Origin of the sequence: Gordonia malaquae (assembly GCF_037148075.1) — a bacterium.
GTDB classification, from domain to species: domain Bacteria; phylum Actinomycetota; class Actinomycetes; order Mycobacteriales; family Mycobacteriaceae; genus Gordonia; species Gordonia malaquae.
Genome location: NZ_JBBCUB010000002.1, coordinates 312,858 through 331,990, shown reverse-complemented (window position 1 = coordinate 331,990; position 19,133 = coordinate 312,858). Strand labels below are relative to the sequence as shown.

The 19,133-nt window shown below is 67.9% G+C and carries 16 protein-coding genes and 1 riboswitch; of the genes, 9 read left to right on the top strand and 7 right to left on the bottom strand.

The features are described 5' to 3' along the window. Positions 1–41 precede the first annotated feature (41 nt). Positions 42–1,166 carry a M24 family metallopeptidase gene (locus WFK36_RS08595; RefSeq protein WP_336791334.1) on the bottom strand — a complete coding sequence of 375 codons (1,125 nt, stop codon included), beginning with the start codon at positions 1,164–1,166 and terminating at the stop codon, positions 42–44. Between the two features lie 93 nt (positions 1,167–1,259). Here WFK36_RS08595 and WFK36_RS08590 point away from each other — a divergent pair, with 93 nt between their 5' ends. Next, positions 1,260–2,198 carry a 5'-3' exonuclease gene (locus tag WFK36_RS08590; protein WP_336791916.1) on the top strand — a complete coding sequence of 313 codons (939 nt, stop codon included), beginning with the start codon at positions 1,260–1,262 and terminating at the stop codon, positions 2,196–2,198. Between the two features lies 1 nt (position 2,199). Here WFK36_RS08590 and WFK36_RS08585 read toward each other — a convergent pair whose 3' ends face one another. After that, entirely contained in the window at positions 2,200–2,607 is a 408-nt protein-coding gene (locus WFK36_RS08585) for a pyridoxamine 5'-phosphate oxidase family protein (RefSeq protein ID WP_336791333.1), read from the bottom strand. A gap of 93 nt (positions 2,608–2,700) precedes the next feature. Between WFK36_RS08585 and WFK36_RS08580 the strand changes: the two genes are divergently transcribed. The 4 genes from WFK36_RS08580 to WFK36_RS08565 are packed head-to-tail and all read left to right on the top strand — an operon-like array spanning position 2,701 to position 6,149. Next, positions 2,701–3,450: an SDR family NAD(P)-dependent oxidoreductase gene (locus WFK36_RS08580; protein WP_336791332.1), complete on the top strand. Its 750-nt coding sequence runs from the start codon at positions 2,701–2,703 to the stop codon at positions 3,448–3,450. Beyond that, entirely contained in the window at positions 3,447–4,661 is a 1,215-nt protein-coding gene (cbiE, locus tag WFK36_RS08575) for a precorrin-6y C5,15-methyltransferase (decarboxylating) subunit CbiE (RefSeq protein ID WP_336791331.1), read from the top strand. Before WFK36_RS08580 ends, cbiE begins: the two co-directional genes overlap by 4 nt. Next, positions 4,658–5,425: a cobalt-precorrin-4/precorrin-4 C(11)-methyltransferase gene (locus tag WFK36_RS08570; protein ID WP_336791330.1), complete on the top strand. Its 768-nt coding sequence runs from the start codon at positions 4,658–4,660 to the stop codon at positions 5,423–5,425. Before cbiE ends, WFK36_RS08570 begins: the two co-directional genes overlap by 4 nt. Further along, positions 5,418–6,149, top strand: coding sequence for a cobalt-precorrin-6A reductase (locus WFK36_RS08565; RefSeq protein WP_336791329.1), 732 nt, complete (start codon positions 5,418–5,420; stop codon positions 6,147–6,149). The genes WFK36_RS08570 and WFK36_RS08565 overlap by 8 nt, the downstream gene beginning before the upstream one ends. Here the strand turns inward: WFK36_RS08565 and WFK36_RS08560 are convergent. From WFK36_RS08560 to WFK36_RS08545, 4 genes are all read right to left on the bottom strand, one after another. Continuing rightward, positions 6,140–7,627, bottom strand: coding sequence for a precorrin-2 C(20)-methyltransferase (locus WFK36_RS08560; protein ID WP_336791328.1), 1,488 nt, complete (start codon positions 7,625–7,627; stop codon positions 6,140–6,142). The two genes, WFK36_RS08565 and WFK36_RS08560, sit on opposite strands and share 10 nt — an antisense overlap. 11 nt (positions 7,628–7,638) lie before the next feature. Then, complete coding sequence (locus WFK36_RS08555; protein WP_008376245.1) at positions 7,639–8,262, bottom strand: precorrin-8X methylmutase; 624 nt, start codon at positions 8,260–8,262, stop codon at positions 7,639–7,641. A 70-nt stretch (positions 8,263–8,332) separates the two neighbouring features. Further along, positions 8,333–8,833 (bottom strand): hypothetical protein, encoded by a 501-nt coding sequence (locus WFK36_RS08550; RefSeq protein ID WP_336791327.1) that lies wholly within the window; start codon positions 8,831–8,833, stop codon positions 8,333–8,335. Between the two features lie 11 nt (positions 8,834–8,844). Beyond that, positions 8,845–9,930, bottom strand: coding sequence for a DNA polymerase III subunit beta family protein (locus WFK36_RS08545; RefSeq protein WP_336791326.1), 1,086 nt, complete (start codon positions 9,928–9,930; stop codon positions 8,845–8,847). Between the two features lie 183 nt (positions 9,931–10,113). Between WFK36_RS08545 and WFK36_RS08540 the strand changes: the two genes are divergently transcribed. Further along, a complete protein-coding gene (locus tag WFK36_RS08540; RefSeq protein WP_336791325.1) occupies positions 10,114–11,667 on the top strand; it encodes an HNH endonuclease signature motif containing protein in 1,554 nt (517 codons plus the stop codon). A gap of 93 nt (positions 11,668–11,760) precedes the next feature. Here the strand turns inward: WFK36_RS08540 and cobG are convergent, their stop codons facing one another. Next, positions 11,761–12,897: a precorrin-3B synthase gene (gene cobG / locus WFK36_RS08535; protein ID WP_336791324.1), complete on the bottom strand. Its 1,137-nt coding sequence runs from the start codon at positions 12,895–12,897 to the stop codon at positions 11,761–11,763. 11 nt (positions 12,898–12,908) lie between these two features. Then, positions 12,909–13,047: riboswitch (cobalamin riboswitch) on the top strand. Positions 13,048–13,095: 48 nt separating this feature from the next. Here cobG and cobN point away from each other — a divergent pair. The 3 genes from cobN to WFK36_RS08520 all read left to right on the top strand — a co-directional run bounded on the left by cobN (position 13,096) and on the right by WFK36_RS08520 (position 19,104). Continuing rightward, positions 13,096–16,779: a cobaltochelatase subunit CobN gene (cobN, locus tag WFK36_RS08530; protein WP_336791323.1), complete on the top strand. Its 3,684-nt coding sequence runs from the start codon at positions 13,096–13,098 to the stop codon at positions 16,777–16,779. Positions 16,780–16,917: 138 nt separating this feature from the next. Next, positions 16,918–17,445 (top strand): FxsA family protein, encoded by a 528-nt coding sequence (locus WFK36_RS08525; protein ID WP_336791322.1) that lies wholly within the window; start codon positions 16,918–16,920, stop codon positions 17,443–17,445. Positions 17,446–17,481: 36 nt separating this feature from the next. Further along, positions 17,482–19,104 carry an amidohydrolase gene (locus WFK36_RS08520; RefSeq protein ID WP_336791321.1) on the top strand — a complete coding sequence of 541 codons (1,623 nt, stop codon included), beginning with the start codon at positions 17,482–17,484 and terminating at the stop codon, positions 19,102–19,104. The last annotated feature ends 29 nt before the right edge of the window (positions 19,105–19,133 follow it).

Below are 19,133 nucleotides of genomic sequence, written 5' to 3'. Positions count from 1 at the left end.
TGGGTTCGGGCCGATTCGCGTTCGCGACGCGGACCGTGAGATCAGCTCAGCTGGACGAGTCCGTGTGGTCGGGTGTTGACCGGTTCGCAGCCGTCGGCGGTCACGATCACGATGTCTTCGATGCGTGCACCCCAGTCGCCGGTCACATACACGCCCGGCTCCACGCTGAACGCCATGCCTTCGCGGAGGACGTCGGTGTTGCCTTCGACGATGTAGGGCTCCTCGTGCACGGACAGGCCGATGCCGTGTCCCGTCCGGTGGATGAAGCGGTCCCCGAGGCCTGCGTCGACGAGGACCTGCCGGGCGGCGGCGTCGATGCTCTCGGCAGTGACTCCGGGGCGGACCGCGGCGACGGCCGCCGCCTGCGCCCGTTCCAGAACGGCATACGCGTCGGTGATGTCCCGTCGTGGGGGAGCGAAGCAGTAGGTACGCGTCGAATCGGAGTTGTAACCCGGTGACACGGGTCCCCCGATGTCGATGACGACGATGTCGTCGACGCTGATCACGCGGTCGGACTGCTCGTGGTGCGGGTCGGCGCCGTTCGGCCCTGACCCGACGATGATGAACTCCGCTCCGGTGTGGCCCTCAGCTCTGATCGCCGCGTCGATGTCGGCGGCGACGGCGGCTTCGGTCCGGCCGGGCCGTAGGAACTCGCCCATTCGAGCGTGGACCCGGTCGATCGCGGCACCTGCGCGACGAAGCGCGTCGAGTTCGGCGTCGTCCTTGATCATCCGCAGTTCGCGGAGGATGTCGGTGGCGAGCTCCGGCGGGGTCGAGGTGCGCGCTGCGAGCGGAATCAGATGCAGTGCGGGCAGTGAGTCGGACACCGCGATCCGTGCGTCGTTCCGAAGGCCGTCCATCGCGAGCCGGTACGGATCCTGGCCGTCGACCCAGTCCGTGACCGACAGCTCGAGGTCGCCGATGGCGGACTCCCGGAGTGCGGCGAGTTCGAGCTTCGCGGTGACCACGCGCGGATCGCCAGCTGCGGGGACGACGAGCGCGGTGAGGCGTTCGAATGTGTCGGCGGTCGATCCGGTGAGGTAGCGGAAGTCGGGCCCGGTGCCCACGATCAACGCGTCGACGCCCGCTTGTGCGGTGAGTTCCGCGGCGCGCTGCAAGCGCTGCCGGTACACGTGCGAGGGGAATCGGTCTGCGGTGTCAGCCATGCCCGCCAGGCTACGCGGGCCCACCCGGAGGCGCGTTCGGTCGGTCCGATGTCCCCGGAGTGTGGAACAGTGTCTTCCATGACCGGATCAGTGATGCTGCTCGATGGCGCCAGCCTGTGGTTTCGTTCGTTCTTCGCCCTCCCGGAGAAGATGACATCGCCGGACGGGAGACCGGTCAACGCCGTGCGCGGGTTCGTCGACACGATCGCCGCCCTGGTCACCGATCATCGCCCCGACAGGCTCGTCGTGTGCCTCGACCTCGATTGGCGCCCGTCGTTCCGCACTGATCTGATTCCCTCGTACAAGGAACATCGAGTCGCGACGGTCGGATCCGGGGACGCGCCGGATGTCGAGGAAGTACCCGACACGTTGACGCCACAGGTCGACATGATCATGAACGTCCTCCGGTGTGCGGGCATCACGACGTCGGGAGCGGTCGGGTGTGAAGCCGACGACGTGATCGGAACGCTCGCCTTTGCAGAGGCCGAGGACGCTGTCCTCGTCGTCAGCGGGGACCGTGATCTCTTGCAGGTGGTGGCCGACGATCCGGTCCCGGTGCGTGTCCTCTACGTCGGACGCGGATTGCGCAATGCCGAGTTGATGGGACCGATCGAGGTCGCCGCGAAGTATGCGGTGCCGACCGAACGCGCGGGCACCGCATACGCTGAGATGTCGATTCTGCGTGGTGACCCGTCGGACGGGCTGCCAGGCGTTCCGGGAATCGGGGAGAAGACCGCCGCGAAGCTCATCACCGCGTTCGGCGACCTCGACGCTCTTGAAGCGGCCGCCTACCAGCCGGAGTCGACGATGGCGGCGCGGGCTCGCAATTCGATCCAGGACTCGAAGGACTATCTGCGTGCGGCGCGCACCGTGGTCGCTGTCCGAACCGACGCCGACACCGTGGAGAGCAGGCCCGACGATCGCCTTCCCACGCAACCTGACGATGCAGACGGATTGCGAGCCCTCGTCGAGGAGCTCGGGATCGACGCGAGCGTCGGCCGCCTCGCCAAAGCCCTGGAGTGGGACTTCTAGCCTAGTCTCCTGCGAACATCGGCGCCGCACCCATCACTCGGGTCACCGTGACCTCGATGACCACGCGTCGGGGATTGGCGCGCGGCTTGCGGTAGCGCGCCTCGTATCGGTCCTCCGCGTCGCGTACCGACGCCGAGTCGCGGAGCACTCGCGCGGGTCCTTCGAGCGTGAGCCACCGCGCACCGTCGACGTGGGTGAGTGCCGCGTACCGGCCGCGTTCAGCGTTCTTGACCTTCTGGTTGCCGTCGGACGTGATGACCCGCGCGACGCCAGCGTCGCGGTCGATGGTGAAGCCGACCGCGCACACGTGTGGAGTGCCGTCCGCACGGGTCGTGGCAAGGCTGGCGAGCTGGTACTCCGCCAACAGTTCATCGGCTGCGGGACTCAGTTCGGCGAGAGTACGGGGCATGGATCGAGACTAGTGGCTCGCCCTCCTGCTTCCGGAGCCGGTCAGACGCCGCCCGGCCGTCGCCCGGAGTGGACACGCTGGAATACTGCAGGGGTGGGAACCATTGTGCTCTTCGGCGGACGCAGTGAGATCGGCGTCGCCACTGCTGCTCGGCTCGCCTCCGGCAAACGTGTGGTCCTCGCGGCCAGACGGCCCGACGACCTGACGGTCGAGAGTCGGATCCTGCTCGCGGCGGGCGCATCCGACGTCCACACGATCGACTTCGATGCCGATGACGTTTCCGGCCATTCCGCACTCGTCGAACGGATCGTCGCAGATCACGGGCTGATCGAGGCGGCGATCATCGCATTCGGCATCCTCGGCGACGCCTCGCGCGCCGAGACGGACGTCGAACACGCACTGCAGATCGCTCACACCGACTACTACGCACAGATCAGTGTCATCACACCGTTGGCCGTGGCACTTCGCCGGCAGAAGTCCGGGACGATCATCGTCTACTCGTCGATCGCCGGCGTGCGGGTCCGCAAAGGCAACTACGTGTACGGCTCCACCAAGGCGGGCCTCGACGGGTTCGCTAGTGGACTGTCCGACGCCCTGCACGGGAGCGGTGTGCGAGTGCTCCTCGCCCGTCCAGGGTTCGTCGTCGGCGCAATGACCAAGGATCTGATGGAGTCCGGCGTCAAACCGGCACCCATGTCGTTGACGCCGGACGACGTGGCCGACGCGGTGGCAGTCGCGTACCGCAAGGGACGCCGCGAAGTGTGGATTCCACGCCGTCTGAGCCTCGTGGGCTTCGCCACCCGCTTCGTGCCTCGCGCGATCTGGCGGCGGATGCCGCGGTGACCGGTCGGTTCGTCGTCGTCGGCATGGGCGCCGACGGGTGGGAGTCGTTGTCGCCGACTGCTCGGCGCTCGTTGGAGGCGGCCACCGACGTATACGGCTCGGCTCGTCAGCTCGACCTGCTTCCGGCCGATCTCACCGCGGTCCGGACACCGTGGCGCAGTCCGATGTCCGAGCACCTCGCCTCGCTGGCCGCATCGATCGGCGGCGCCGACGTCGTCCACGTCCTGGCCAGCGGCGATCCGATGTTCCACGGCGTCGGGGCGTCGCTCGTACGGCTTGTGGGGCCCGACCGGGTGACCGTGCATTCGTCGCCGTCGAGCGTGTCACTCGCCGCCGCCAGACTCGGCTGGGATCTCGTATCGACAATGGTCGTCAGTCTGGTGACGGCGCCGGTCGAGACGCTCGCGCTGCATCTCACGGACGGCTCACGTCTTCTTGTCCTCTCTCGTGACGGGTCCACGCCTGCACAGGTCGCCGAACTGCTCAGGTCTCTCGGCTTCGGCTCCTCCGAGATGACGGTCCTCGGCGATCTCGGCGGGGTCGCCGAACACGTCGTCACCGGCCGCGCCGACGTCTGGAACGACGGTGCGCCCGCTCTCAACGTCGTCGCCGTGGATTGTGTCGGACCGGCCGTCTCCCGGGCGCCGGGACTGCCCGACAGCCACTTCGCGAACGACGGACAGCTCACGAAACAGCCGATCCGGGCCCTCACGGTCAGTGCTCTCGCGCCCGCAGAGGGACGCCTCCTGTGGGACGTCGGCGCGGGATCGGGGAGTATCGGCATCGAATGGCTGCGCCAGCTGCGCACGGGGCGCGTCGTCGCGTTCGAGTCGGACACCGACCGTGCTGCCGTCGCCATGGCGAACGCATGCAGGCACGGAGTCGGAAACCGTTACGAGATGCGAGGTGGAGCCCCCGCATCACTCGGCGGCGCCCCCACGCCTGATGCCGTGTTCATCGGCGGCGGAATGACTGCTGACGTCCTCGACGCCGCTTGGTCGGCGCTGCGCGTCGGCGGCCGCATCGTCGCCAACGCCGTCACCATCGAGACCGAACGACTCCTCGTGGAGGCGGCCGGTGCACGCGGTGGCGACCTGATCAGAGTGAGCGTCGAACGGGCCGCGCCGCTGGGGCGGTCGACCGCATGGCGCCCCGCACTCCCCATCGTCCAGTGGACGGCCGTCAAGGAATCAGGAGCCGGACTCTCGTGACCGTCTACTTCATCGGCGCAGGCCCCGGCGCTGCCGACCTCATCACCGTTCGCGGTGCGCAGCGCCTGGCCGAGTGCCGGACCTGCCTCTACGCTGGTTCGCTCGTTCCTGCGGAACTGCTCGAGCGTCTGCCCGCCGGTGCTGTCACGATCGACACGGCGAGGATGCCTTTGGACCGCATCGTCGCGGAGATCGCGAAGGCCCATGCCGCGGGACACGATGTCGCACGTCTGCATTCGGGTGATCTCTCCCTGTACTCGGCGATGACCGAACAACTGAGCCGTCTCCGCGCGCTCGACATCCCGTACGAACTCGTGCCGGGTGTGCCTGCGTTCGCAGCAGCAGCGGCCGCTATCGACGCCGAGTTGACCGTGCCCGGCGTCGGTCAGAGCCTTTTGATCACGCGAGTCTCGACCCTGTCGACCGACATGCCTCCGGGCGAGGACTTGGCGGCCGTCGGACGCAGCGGCGTCACGCTCGCCCTCCACCTGGCGGCTCACCGCACCGAGCAGATCGTGGAGGCTCTCGCGGACAGTTATGGTTCGGACTGTCCGACGGCGACTGTCGCCTTCGCCTCGCGCAGCGATCAGCTCGTGGTCCGTGCACCGCTCGCCGAGCTCACTGCGGCGCTCGCAGCGGCCGGCATCACCAAGACGGCGGTGATCTTCGTCGGACGTGCGCTCGACGGCGCCGCCCATCCAGACCTCGTCGACAGTTACCTGTATTCGCAGGCCCGCATGACCAAACTGCGCACCGATGGCTGACGTTCTGATCCTCGGCGGAACCGGTGAGGCTCGGGCTCTCGCGAAGACCCTCGTGGACGACGGTGTCGACGTCGTGAGTTCACTCGCAGGACGTGTCGCATCGCCGCGACTGCCCGTCGGCGCCGTGCGCATCGGCGGCTTCGGCGGACGGCGTGGCCTCGCGGAGTTCATGCGGGACAACGGCGTCCGTGCCGTGGTCGACGCGACGCACCCGTTCGCGGCGCGGATCACGCCCAATGCGCATGCGGCCGCTGCCGACGAGGGGGTGCCCCACCTTCGACTCACCCGACCCGAATGGGTCGAAGGGCCGGGCGACGTCTGGACGCGGGTCCCGACAATCGGTGCCGCCGCCGCTGCCGTGGGCGGGCGCCGCGTCTTCCTCACCACCGGACGTCAAGACGTGTCGGCGTTCGCCGACGTCGCGGACTCGTGGTTTCTGATCCGGGTCGTCGATCCACCCGAGCGCACCCTGCCGCCACACCACGAGGTGCTGCGCTCGCGCGGCCCGTACACGCTGGACGGCGAACTCGACCTGATGCGTCGGCATCGGATCGAGGTCGTGGTCACGAAGAACAGCGGCGGATCATTGACCTCAGCGAAGCTGGCCGCCGCCCGCGAACTCGGACTGCCGGTGATCGTGGTCGATCGCCCAGCGGAATCTGACGGCATCCAGCGCGTCTCGACAGTCGACGAGGCCGTGGTGTGGCTGCAGGCTCAGCTGTAGTGACGCGGTGTGAAGACCAGGTCGCCGGCTGATCGGGGCACCGCCGTCGTGGTTGAGGAACCGACGATCACCAACGTCCGCATGTCGACGGTGGCAGGCTCGAAACCGGCAGCGGTGGTGACGGTGACCTTCTCGCCCGGTCCGCCGACGTCGCGCCCCTGAATGATCACCCGATCGGCCGGAACCAACTCCGTCAGCAGTTCTTTCAAACGGACTATCTGCTCGGTCCGCTTCGACGACGCCGGGTTGTAGATCGCGACGGCGAGATCGGCGGCGATCGCGTGACGCAGACGGTTCTCGATGACGGCGTCCGGTTTGAGAAGGTTCGACAACGAGATGACCGCGAAGTCGTGACCGAGCGGAGCGCCGGCGGCGGCGGCGACCGCGTGAGCGGCGCTCACTCCCGGCACCACACGCACCGCGACGTCGTGCCACCGGGGCTCGGCAGCCACTTCGCTGACCGCCGAGGCCATCGCGAACACGCCCGGGTCACCGGACGACACGACGACCACGCGCGCGCCGCGGGCGGCGAGGTCGAGGGCGAACTCGGCCCTTTCGGCCTCCACCCGGTTGTCGCTGGCGTGCACCCGCTGACCCGGCCGAGGAGTGACCCTTCGGAGGTACGTCGTGTACCCGACCAGGTCGGTGGCTGCGGCGATCTCTGCGGCGACCTGCGGTGTGGTCTGTTCGACGGGCCCCGGGCCGAGTCCCACCACGACGACTTCACCCGCAGACGCATCCGACTGTCCCGCGTAGGGGTTGTTGCGTCCACCCGGAACGACGATGAGCGAGAAGTACGGGACGGACTCGGGATCGACGTCGACCACACGCTCGACTCGCTGTCGATCGGTCGACGCACGCTCGACATACCATGCCTCGTCGAGCCTGCCTGCCGACTCGAGAGCATCACGGACCTTCACGAAGGTGCGACCCAACTTCATGATCGCCAGCGCCTTGCCCGACCGCATGTGCGCGATCAGTTCACCCGGTTCCGCGGTACCGGGGAGCACGGTGAGCGTCTCCTCGCCCTCCACAAGCGGGATTCCGACCGCCGCCGACGCCGCACTCACCGACGTGACGCCCGGAATGATCTCGGCGTCGAATCGGTCGACGAGCCGTTTGTGCATGTGCATGTACGAACTGAAGAACAGCGGATCACCCTCGGCGAGAACCACGACGGTCCGCCCGGCGTCGAGGTGCGCGGCCAGACGCGCCGCGCTCTCGGTGTAGAAGTCGGCCATCGCACCGGCGTATCCGCCGGGATGATCGGTGGTCTCGACGGTGAGCGGGTACATGAGACGCTCGTGGATCTGGCCTTCGCGCAAATACGGCTGAGCTACCGAGAGCGCGATCGAGTTCCCGTGCCGCGCACAGTGGAACGCGATGACGTCCGCATCGCCGATGACTCGCGCGGCCTTGACCGTCACGAGTTCGGAGTCGCCGGGACCGAGTCCGACACCCCACAGCTTGCCGTTCATTCGACTGCCCTTCATTCGACGGGGCTCGCGAGTGCGTTGAGAGCGGCCGCGGTGATCGCCGACCCGCCGCGTCGGCCGGTCACGGTGATGAACTCGAGATCCGCGCGGGCGGCGAGCGCTGCGCACGATTCGGCGGCCCCGATGAATCCGACCGGTGCACCGATGATCGCCGCCGGTCGCGGCCAACCGTCGTCGATCAGGTCGAGCAGCGCGAACAGGGCAGTGGGCGCGTTCCCGATCGCCACGACAGACCGCTCGAGGTCGTCGCGCCAGAACTCGAGCGCCGCCGCCGTGCGAGTGTTCCCGATCCGTTCCGCGATGTCAGAGATTCCGGGTTCACGCAGGTGGCAACGCACATCGTTGTCGGCAGGCAGTCGGAGGCGGGTGACGCCGGACGCGACCATGTTCGTGTCGCACAGGATCGGTCCGCCTGCTTCGAGTGCGCCGCGTGCGGCGGCGACGACACCGGGGGAGAAGGCCACGTCAGCTGCGAGGTCTATCTGTCCCGACGCATGGATCATGCGTACGACAACTGGTTCGAGGTCCGCGGGGAAGCGGGCCAGATCCGACTCCGCGCGGATCGTTGCGAATGACTGGCGATAGATCTCCGCGCCGTCTCGGATGTAGTCGGTCATAGTGCGTTCGACACTACTGAGTGCCCGCACACGGCCACTGCCGTGGGTACGCGGGCTGCGTGCGGCGGAATCAGGTCGGTCCTGGCGCCGAGGCGCGGGGCGTGGTGTCACCTGCGTCCACGGCCGTGCCGACTTCGTCGATAGCCTGCCGAATCATTCGACCGTACCCGTCTGATCCGAGTTCAGGCGACGCTGCGCGCGCCGCCGCCAGGTGTTCGCGGGCGGCGTCGAACAAGCCCAGACGCCGGAAGTCGTCGGCCAGATTGAGGTGGAGCGAAGGGTAGAAACCCGCGACCGTGACACCGTCCGCGTGTTCGGCGACGCGTTCGTCGGTCAGGGCGTCCGCCGCGTCGAGCGCCCGAACGTTCCACACGAGTGATTGCGCGGGATCGGTGTACAAGTCGGCGAGATAGTGCGCGAGGGTGCACCTGTGGAGTGCGTCGCCGCCGGAACCGGTGGCAGCCCAGACGGCCAGGAGATCGGTGCGTGCACCGGCGACGTCTCCGGTGCGTCCACGCATCACTGCGTCGGACATCGCGGCCATCGTGCGGTCTGTTTCGGGAGTTGTCATCAGAAGTCCTGTCAGTCGGGATGGGTTGAGCCGTCGACGGGCGGCCGCGTGGGCATCACGAGGGCAGTCAGGTCACCGCCGTCCGCGGATCGGATGGTGGCGGGCATGTCCGGGCCGCGAAGATCGATCAGCACGTCGGCTCCGATCGCCGAGCTCACGGCCGGGTACAGAGTTCTCAGTTCGAACCAGACGTCGGTCGGGTCGCCGTCGACGGTCGCGTCGATCGTCGTGGTGTTCCCCGATCCGCCCAACTCGACACCGGCCCGGCCGACCCGTACCGCGACGACGTCTGCCGACGTCGTTTCCAGGGCGCGTCGGATCGCCGACGTGCCGACGGCGACCCGAGTGGTGACGGCGGGGAGTGCGTCCAGCATGGCGCGATGATCGGGAAACGGTTCGTCGATCAGGCGGCATCGACGGTCGATTCCGCCCTTCGACGTGATGCGCATGTCGCGCGGTCCTACCTCGATGTGCGCCCGAGGGGACCGGCGGAGGTCGGCCAGGCACAGCCGGAGGTCATCGCCGTCGACGGTGACGGACCATTCGACAGCCGTCGGGTCCAGCGTGGGCAGCGTTCTTGTCGCCAGCCGATATCGATCCGTCGCGGTGATGGTGACTCCGGTGGACTCGGCATCGAACCGTACGCCGGCGAGGGCCCGGAGAAGCCCGTCGCTCGCGGCGGCCGTGAGTACCTGATCGATCGCCGCAGCGGTCACCGGCCCGTTGACGGTGAGCGCCATCGATGAGGTCTGTCGGACATGGTGGCCGAGATCGGCTTTGATCTCCTCGGCATAGGCGGCCGCTGCGCGAGCGGCATTCACAACGTGGTCGATGTGGTCGTCGACGAGCCGCGCCGCGTGCTCCGGCCCGGCGTCGAGTACGTCGGCGACGGCCGACAGCGGCATGTCGACGTCCCGGAGGCGGCGGACCAGTCGTGCGCGATCCACCTGCTCGAGCGCGTAGAAGCGGTATCCAGAGGAGGGATCGGTCCTCGCGGGGACAAGCAGGCCGGCGTCTGCGTAGAAGCGCAATGCGCTCGCGGTCAGGCCGGTTCGTCGAGCGAAGGCGCCGATCGCCATGAGTTCGGAATCGTCCACGCGCCCATCTTCAAGCCTCAACCCACCTGAAGGTCAACACCACCCGACGACACCATCCCCTTATTCGGGCGACGTCCACCGCGAGAGCAGTGGCACAGCAGTCGCAGATTCGGTCAGAAAGTCTATTGACCGCACCGAAATGTCGGATTATAATCGAATGTACGTTCGAATCAGGGGGTTGATATGAACACCACACTCGCCGATCAGGCCGGGGCGACGCTCACCGTCGAAGGCGGGATGTTCGTCTTCCGGATGGTGATGCCGGACCTTGCTGAAGGGTCCGATGCCACTGATGCGGCATTGATGTTGTTCGCTGCCCGGTCCGATCTGTTCCAGGGCATGGTCTTGTGGGATCAGTACGAGGCGATCTACCGCGTCTACCAACGGCGCCTTGCCCAGACCGTCGACACGGGTGCGTTCACCAACCTGTACGACCCGCTGTGTCAGGTCGCCGCGTCGTACGCGACTGTGCGTGGGGTTCGTCAGCACACCGGGGAGAAGTTCGTCGACGAGGCTGTCTCGTGCATGGAACGTGTCCCGGCCATCGGACAGTTGCTGCGTGGGGGTCTCCTCACGCCCACGCAGTTCCGTCTGGCTCTCGATCAGACCGCTGCAGTCGTCGACACCGATGTCCTCGCGGTGATCGACGCAGAGGCCGCCGACCGACTCCGTGGCGCGGGCAATCTGACCGGTCCGCGGGTGACCGAGATCATCGCTGCTGTTGTCGCCGAACACGACGCCGATGCCGCCCAGGCGGCTCGTGAGGCCGCCAAGCCCCGCAAGAAGGTCGTGGTGGAGCCGGTTGACGGGACTCTGGCCGATCTGCGGGTGACAGGATCGGTCGAGGACGTTCGTCTGGCGCAGGACTCGATCGATGCAATCATCGCGGGCGTGTGCCCGGATGATCCGCGTGGCAAGGCTGTGCGGCGTTCGGACGCGGTGATCGCGCTGCTCACCGGCAAGGTCTTCGCCTGCCAGTGCGCGGGCGACGACTGCCCGTCCCGGGCGGGCGTCGATGGTGCGGCCCGTCTGGCGACAGTCGTACTGCATGTGGTGGCTCGGCGGGAGTCGCTGACCGGGGAGTCCGATATCCCCGCCTACCTGGATGGGTTCGGTCCGATCACCGCCGAGCATGCCCGCGACATCGCCGCCGACACCGATACCGTGGTCCGTGACCTCGACGTCACCGACCTGCTGGGCGGGGCGTCACAGCCGAGCAACGGGTACCGGCCGACCGCGGCGTGCGACGCCCTCGTGCGGGCGGTGCACGGCAGGTGCACCCACCCGGGGTGCGATATGCCCGCCTACCGGTGCGATCTGGATCATGTCGCCGAGTACAACCACGACGACCCGGCCGCGGGTGGTCCGACGTGTCCGTGCAACCTCAATCCGAAGTGCCGGTTCCACCACGGTCTGAAGACGTTTGTCAACGGCTGGCTCGACGATCAGATCGTCGACGCCAACGGTGTGATCTGGACCGAGACCACCACCCCGGAAGGCATCACCGTCCGGTCGCGGGCATTGAACCACTGGCTGCTGCCCGAACTCGGGCTCCTCCCGTGCGTCCACCACGACGCCCCGACAACCTCGCGGCCGACCGCCGAGTCAGACCCGGGGCGCCCGCGGACGCGTACCGACGCCAAACACCGGTACCGCATGAGAATGCGGGCCCACAACCGCCGCACACGGGAACGACCAGCCGGCCCGTCGAGCGCAGTCAAGACGCCCCCGTTCTGACCGAACACGGTTGAGGTTCGGTTCGTCGACACAATCTCGACTGCGCTCGACAATCAACTGCGCTCAACAAACGACAGGGCGCGACAGAAGGAGCTAGTCGACACGTCGAAGGGTGCCGTCGGCGGATGCGAGGACGCGGATATGGCTCCGAGCCGGAGATCCGCAGCCGTGATCACATCCAATCCAGTGTCCATGCGGCGGTGCATCGGCGTCCGGGTCGAGGTCCGCGACGTGATCGCGCAAGGCGGTCCGGACATCGGCGGCCGACTTCGCACAGCCGGGTGATCCTGTGCACGCGGTGAGCGTGGTCCAGGGGGAGCGGGAGTCGAAGATGAAACCCAGGGGAGCCAGCACTCGGACGACGGTTTCGGCGACCGCTTCGTCGAGGTCACCGATCAAGATCTCGCGTTCGGTCGTGATCGACACATGCACTCCGATCGCGGCCGCGTATCGCGCTTGTTCGGCGCTGAGGTTGCCGAACGGCACAACTGCACCGAGCATCACGCGGCCGTCGGTCTGGTCGAACCATCCGACACGGGGTTCGGGATGACGTGACACCGGCAGCGGCCCCTCGGCCGATGCCCCGAGGGTGGAGAACAACGTGGTACGACGGTCCTCGTCGAGGTCGGAGATCCGCCACGCACCGTCGGCGACGTCGAGGAACGCCCGAGCGACCGCGACCATCTGATCGGGAAGATCGCGCAGCGGTACCGGTCCGATGACGTGTGAGCCGCCGATCACGACGACGGCGTGGTCCGAGTCGACCGCGACACCCGCGACGTCCGTCGTCCTGGCGAGGACGTCGCCGCGTCCGTCGTCCAAGCCGAACCAGAACCGGCCCGACAGGACCGCCGACCAGTCAGCGGCCACCAGGGCGTCGACGAGTGCATCCGCGAAAGGCCGCAGGTCGGCGAGCCCGCCGACCCTGCCGCTGAACGGAGAGACGATCACGTTGCGGACCCTGTCATGGGCCGAGTCCGACGCGAGGCCCGCCGCGATCACGGCCTCCGCGAACGCCGCGACATCGTTCTCTGCGATCCCCCTGACCTGGAGGTTTCCGCGGACCGTCAGTTCGATGGTGCCGTCTCCGAACTCGTCAGCCGCCAGCGCGAGGGCGTCGAGAGCTTCGGACGCGATCACGCCGCCCGGCACCCGAATCCGGGCCAACGCGCCGTCGGCGGCCTGGTGGGTCCGGAAGACACCGGGGCAGCGGTCTGCGGGAATGCTCACCCGTTCAGCCTAGTTGTCGCCGGGCTGGCTACGATTGGCGGCGAACTCGATGTGGAAGCCGGTGTGAAACCGGCGCGGTCGCGCCACTGTGAGGACCCGGTGTTCATTCGCCGGTCCGAGCCAGACCCACGTCGTCAGGCCGAGAAGCCTCGGCCGTCCCCACGATGCCGGGCGCGTATTCCCGGCGAGGAGTACGCCGTGATCACGCTGCTGTCCACGTCCGACACCGATCTGCGCACCGCCGCCACCTGCGGCGCCGACTACCGGGTGGCGAACCCGAGCCGCATCCTGCTCGACGAGATCCCCGCCCTCATCGACGGCGCCGATCTCGTCGTCGTCCGAATCCTGGGTGGTCGACGGGCGTGGGAAGAGGGGCTGGACGCCGTCTTTGCCCAGCAGGTTCCGGTGATCGTCCTGTCCGGTGAACTCAATCCCGACCCGGACCTGATGGCCATGTCGACGGTTCCGACAGGCGTCGCCGCTCAGGCCCACAGCTACTTCGTCGCAGGCGGTCACGCGAACCTCGCCGCCGTGCACGACTTCCTGTCCGACACCGTGCTGCTCACCGGTCTCGGCTTCGCTCCTCCCGTCGAGACTCCCGCCTGGGGAGTCCTGGAACGCACCCCGTCCGGCCGGTCAAGCGACTCTTCCGGCCGATCAAGCGAGTCTTCCGACCGGTCGAGCGAGTCTTCCGGTTCATCGAGCGCAGTCGACACGCGCGTCGGCGTCCTGTACTACCGCGCCCAGCACCTCGCTGGAAACACCGAGTACGTCGACACCCTGTGCACCGCGATCGAGAACCACGGCGGGCAAGCAGAAGCGGTGTTCTGCGCCTCGCTGCGTGCCGCCGACGACGAACTGATCGCACATCTCGGCACCTTCGACGCATTGATCGTGACTGTGCTCGCGGCAGGCGGCACCACGCCGGCCACGGCGGGCGCAGGCGGAGACGACGAAGCATGGAACGTCGAACGTCTTGCGGCTCTGGACATTCCGATCCTGCAGGGGCTGTGCCTCACATCGTCGCGTGACGATTGGGAGTCCCAGGACGACGGGGTGTCGCCGCTCGACGTCGCTAGCCAGGTCGCGGTACCCGAGTTCGACGGCCGGATCATCACCGTGCCGTTCTCGTTCAAGGAGTTCGACGAGAACGGTCTGCCGTTCTACGCGCCCGACGTCGAGCGCTGCGCGCGCGTCGCAGGAATCGCCGTCCGGCACGCTCGGCTGCGTCACCTCCCCGCGACGGAGCGCCGCATCGCGCTGCTGTTGTCGGCCTACCCGACGAAGCATGCACGAATCGGCAACGCCGTCGGCCTCGACACCCCGCGCAGCCTCGTTCATCTGCTGAGGGCGCTCGGCGACGCCGGTTACCAGGTCGCCGGCGACGTGCCGGGCCTCGGCGCGACCCCGGATGCCGACGATCCCGATGCACTGATGCACGCACTGATCGACGCCGGAGGCCAGGACGCCGACTGGCTCACAGAGGAGGCACTGGCGGCCAATCCGATCCGGGTGGGCGCGGCCGACTACACCCGCTGGTTCCAGACGCTGCCCGACGGTCTCCGCGGAGCGGTCATCGAGCATTGGGGACCGCCACCCGGCGAGCTCTTCGTCGACCGGTCGGCGAATCCGGACGGCGACATCGTGATCGCCGCCATGACGTTCGGGAACATCGTGCTCCTGGTTCAACCGCCCCGCGGGTTCGGCGAGAACCCCGTCGCGATCTACCACGATCCGGACCTGCCGCCGAGTCACCACTACCTGGCGAGTTACCGCTGGCTCGCATCGCGGGCCGACACCGACGGGTGGGGTTTCGGAGCCGATGCCGTCGTCCACGTCGGCAAACACGGCAACCTGGAGTGGCTGCCCGGTAAGACCCTCGGGATGTCGGCGGACTGCGGCACCGATGCTGCGCTGGGCGATCTTCCGCTGATCTACCCATTCCTGGTCAACGACCCCGGCGAGGGCACGCAGGCCAAGCGTCGAGCGCACGCTGTCCTCGTCGACCACCTGATTCCGCCGATGGCCCGGGCCGAGTCGTACGGCGACATCTCCCGCCTCGAGCAGCTTCTCGACGAGCACGCGAACATCTCGGCACTCGATCCGGGCAAGCTGCCAGCCATCCGACAGCAGATCTGGACCCTCCTGACCGCAGCGAAGATGGACGCCGACCTGGGCCTCGCGGAACGGCCGGAGGAGGACGTGTTCGACGACATGCTCCTGCACGTCGACGGATGGCTGTGCGAGATCAAGGATGCCGCGATCCGCGACGGTCTCCACGTGCTCGGCCAGGCGCCGGACGCCGAGACCGAAGTGGACCTGGTCCTCGCCATGCTCCGGGCCCGTCAGCTGTGGGGTGGTTCGCAGAGCCTGCCGGGCCTGCGCGAAGCACTCGGTCTGGTCGAGAACGACTCGTCGCGCGGCGACGTCGATCGTGTGGAGCAGATCGCTCGCGACCTCGTGTCGACATGCGCCGACGACGACTGGTCGACGGAGGCCGTCGCCGCTGCGGCGGCCGATCATCCGGACGAGGTGGGAGAGATCCTCACGTTCGCCGCCACCGAGGTGGTTCCACGGCTGCGTCAGACGAGTCGCGAGATCGACCAGGTGCTCCACGCGCTCGACGGCGGTTTCATCGAGGCCGGGCCGAGCGGCTCCCCGCTTCGCGGTCTAATCAACGTGCTCCCGACGGGTCGCAACTTCTACTCCGTCGACCCCAAAGCGGTCCCGTCGCAGTTGGCTTTCGAGACCGGCCGCGCGATGGCCGACTCGCTCGTCGAACGGTACCTCGCCGATCACGGCGAGTATCCGGCGTCAGTGGGACTGTCGGTCTGGGGAACCAGCGCGATGCGGACCTCGGGCGACGACGTCGGCGAGATCCTCGCGCTCCTCGGTGTGGCACCCGTGTGGGATGAGATGTCTCGCCGCATCACAGGTGTCGAATTGGTCCCGCTCGCTGAGCTGGGCCGCCCGCGCATCGATGTGACGATCCGCATCTCCGGGTTCTTCCGCGACGCCTTCTCACATGTGGTCACCATGCTCGACGACGCCGTGCGCCTCGCCGCCGACGCCGACGAGCCGGACTCCGACAACTTCGTGGCTGCCCATGCTCGGGCGGCGCTCGCCGAGCACGGCGACGCGCGACGCGCGACGACTCGCGTGTTCGGCTCTCGGCCGGGCACGTACGGGGCTGGACTCCTGCAGTTGATCGATTCGAAGCAGTGGCGGACCGATGACGACCTCGCGGCCGTCTACACCGAGTGGGGAGGCTACGCGTACGGCCGCGAACTCGACGGTGTCGCCGCGGTCGACGACATGCGTGCGGCGTACCGCAGGATCGCCGTCGCCGCGAAGAACACCGACACCCGAGAGCACGACATCGCCGACTCCGACGACTACTTCCAGTTCCATGGAGGGATGATCGCCACCGTCCGATCGCTCACCGGATCGAACCCGGAGGCCTACATCGGTGACTCGACCCGCCCCGACGCGGTGCGCACTCGCACGCTGCACGAGGAGACCTCACGGGTGTTCCGGGCTCGCGTGGTGAACCCGCGCTGGTTGTCGGCCATGCGGCGGCACGGCTACAAGGGCGCGTTCGAGATGGCGGCGACGGTCGACTACCTGTTCGGGTACGACGCCACGACCGACGTCGTCGCCGATTGGATGTACGAACAGCTCACCGAGCAGTACGTTCTGGACGAGACCAACCGAGAGTTCCTGCAGCAGTCCAACCCGTGGGCACTGCACGGGATCTCCGAGCGGCTCCTCGAAGCCGTGGAGCGCGACATGTGGCACGAGCCTCCCGCCGAACTCCTCGACGAGCTTCGTCGCGTGTATCTCGACGCCGAGGGCGACATCGAGGAGCGCACCGAGAGCTAGCGCGGGCTTGTCGTGAGCGAGCGGAGCGAGTCGAAGGGCTTGTCGTGAGCGAGCGGAGCGAGTCGAAGGGAACTCTTTTGTGGACGCAAGCGTTGTAGCTACAGACAAGCGCACGTGACACGACAGAGAGACACGGACATGATCAGGCTTCTACTCGCGGGCTACGTCGTCGTGGAGATCGCGGCGTTCGCAGCGTTGACCTACTTCCTCGGCTTCGGGTGGGCGTTGCTCATCACCCTGGGCGCTGCGGCGGTCGGCTTCGCTGTCCTGGGCCGTCGCGCTCGCGGGCTCACCGCAGATCTTCGACGAGCCTCCCGTCGCGAGCCGACAGACGGGGAACCCGCGTCCGACGCTGCGTTGTTCGCCGGTGCCGCGTTGTTCACGATCCTTCCGGGTGTGGTGTCGACCATGGTCGGACTCGTGTTGATGACACCGCCGGTCCGTCGCATGCTCGCGCCTGCCGTTGAGCGGAGCCTCGTCCGACGCGCGTCGTTCGTCGTCGCCGGGGTCCCCGGTGGCATGGGCCGTCGTTACGTGGACGGAACCGTCGAGGGAGACGTCGTCGACCAGACGTCCGACGTGGTCGACATCACGCCCCGCAACCCGGACGGAAGCGTCTACATCGACCTGCCCCGGCTGCCGCAGTCGCCGGTCACCCAACCCTGACGGCGCGCTCGCCGGGCCTTTGACACAATCGAGGGTGTGACCACACAGCTTCTGGTCGGTGGAATGGTCTATTCCTCGCCGGCCGTCCCCGATGCCACTGCACTCGCGATCACTGACGGAGTCGTCGTCTGGGTCGGGACCGACGATGTGGGCCGGGCGCTGCATCCGGACGCCGAGGTGGTCGACCTCGATGGCCACTTCGTCGCACCGGCGTTCGTCGACTCGCACGTTCATCTGACCGACATGGGGCTTCGACTCACCGGCCTTGACCTGACCGACGCGACGAGCCGAACAGACTGCCTCGATCGGCTCGCCGCGCACGTCGCCGACTCCGATCAGGCGATCGTGTGGGGTCTCGGATGGGACGCGTCCGCCTGGTCCGGAGACCGACCCGACGACGACATGCCGCCCACCACCGACGACATCGATCGCGTGGCTGGTGGACGCCCGGTCTACCTGGCGCGTGTCGATGAGCATTCGGCAGCGGCCTCTACCGCACTGCGGGAGCTCGTTCACGGCATCGAGGCCGTCACCGGTTTCGACGCGCAGGGACCGCTCGTCGCTGACGCCCACCATCGTGTCCGTGCTGCGGCACGGGCGCTCATCACTCCCGAAGCTCGCCACGATGCACAGATCAAGGCGCTCGACCACGCGGCGTCACGCGGTGTCGTCGCCGTTCACGAGAACGGCGGCCCCGATATCAGCGGGGTCGACGACTTCCGCTCGCTCGCCGACCTCGACCACGGCGTCACGGTGCGCCGATACTGGGGCCAGCCGGTCAGCACGCTGGAGGAGGCGCGCGCAGTCGTCTCCGCGATGGGTGCCGACGGCATCGGCGGAGACCTGTTCGTCGACGGCGCTCTCGGGTCGCGCACCGCGTGGCTGAGCGCGGAGTACAGCGATGCACCGGGTGAGTTCGGGGTGAGCTACCTCGACGAGGAGACCATCGCCAACCATCTGCGCGCCACCACCCTCGCAGGTGTGCAGGCCGGGTTCCATGTGATCGGCGACGGAGCCGTCGCGGCTGTCGCGGCCGCAATGACCCTCGTCGCCGACGAACTCGGCACTCCCGCGCTCGCACGATGTGCCCACCGTCTCGAACATGCCGAGATGGTCACCGCGGAGCAGGCGGAGGTGTTCGCACGATGCGGTGTGGTGGCGAGTATGCAGCCGCTGTTCGACGACGAATGGGGCGGGGACGACGCCCTGTACATCAAGCGGCTCGGCGATCGGGCTCCGACGCTCAACAACTTCGCCGGACTCGCCAAAGCCGGTGTGGCCCTCGCGTTCTCCAGTGACGCCCCGGTCTGCGACATCGACCCGTGGGCGACCATTCGTGCCGCCGCGCATCACCACACACCTACCAACGCGATCTCGCCGCGTGCAGCGTTCGCCGCCTGCACGCGTGGCGGATGGCGCGCCGGAGGTGTCAACGACGGGCTCACCGGCACACTCGTGCCGGGCGCCCCCGCACATTACGCGGTCTGGGATGTCGACGAACTCGTCGTCGCCGCCTCCCACGCCGGTGTCCAGCGCTGGTCGACCGATCCCAGGTCACGCGTTCCGGCGCTCCCGGACGTCGCACCCGGTGCGCGACTGCCCGAATGCGTGCGGACGGTCGCTGCCGGCGTCACCATTTACGAGCGGCCGACTGCGTGAGGCTTCCCGGCTGGGCGTGGCGACTTCTA

Coding starts and splice junctions, on each gene's coding strand:
- WFK36_RS08595 (WP_336791334.1), bottom strand. CDS start 1,166: ATGGCTGACACCGCAGACCGATTCCCCTCGCACGTGTACCGGCAGCGC.
- WFK36_RS08590 (WP_336791916.1), top strand. CDS start 1,260: ATGCTGCTCGATGGCGCCAGCCTGTGGTTTCGTTCGTTCTTCGCCCTC.
- WFK36_RS08585 (WP_336791333.1), bottom strand. CDS start 2,607: ATGCCCCGTACTCTCGCCGAACTGAGTCCCGCAGCCGATGAACTGTTG.
- WFK36_RS08565 (WP_336791329.1), top strand. CDS start 5,418: ATGGCTGACGTTCTGATCCTCGGCGGAACCGGTGAGGCTCGGGCTCTC.
- WFK36_RS08560 (WP_336791328.1), bottom strand. CDS start 7,627: ATGAACGGCAAGCTGTGGGGTGTCGGACTCGGTCCCGGCGACTCCGAA.
- WFK36_RS08555 (WP_008376245.1), bottom strand. CDS start 8,262: ATGACCGACTACATCCGAGACGGCGCGGAGATCTATCGCCAGTCATTC.
- WFK36_RS08550 (WP_336791327.1), bottom strand. CDS start 8,833: ATGACAACTCCCGAAACAGACCGCACGATGGCCGCGATGTCCGACGCA.
- WFK36_RS08540 (WP_336791325.1), top strand. CDS start 10,114: ATGAACACCACACTCGCCGATCAGGCCGGGGCGACGCTCACCGTCGAA.
- WFK36_RS08525 (WP_336791322.1), top strand. CDS start 16,918: ATGATCAGGCTTCTACTCGCGGGCTACGTCGTCGTGGAGATCGCGGCG.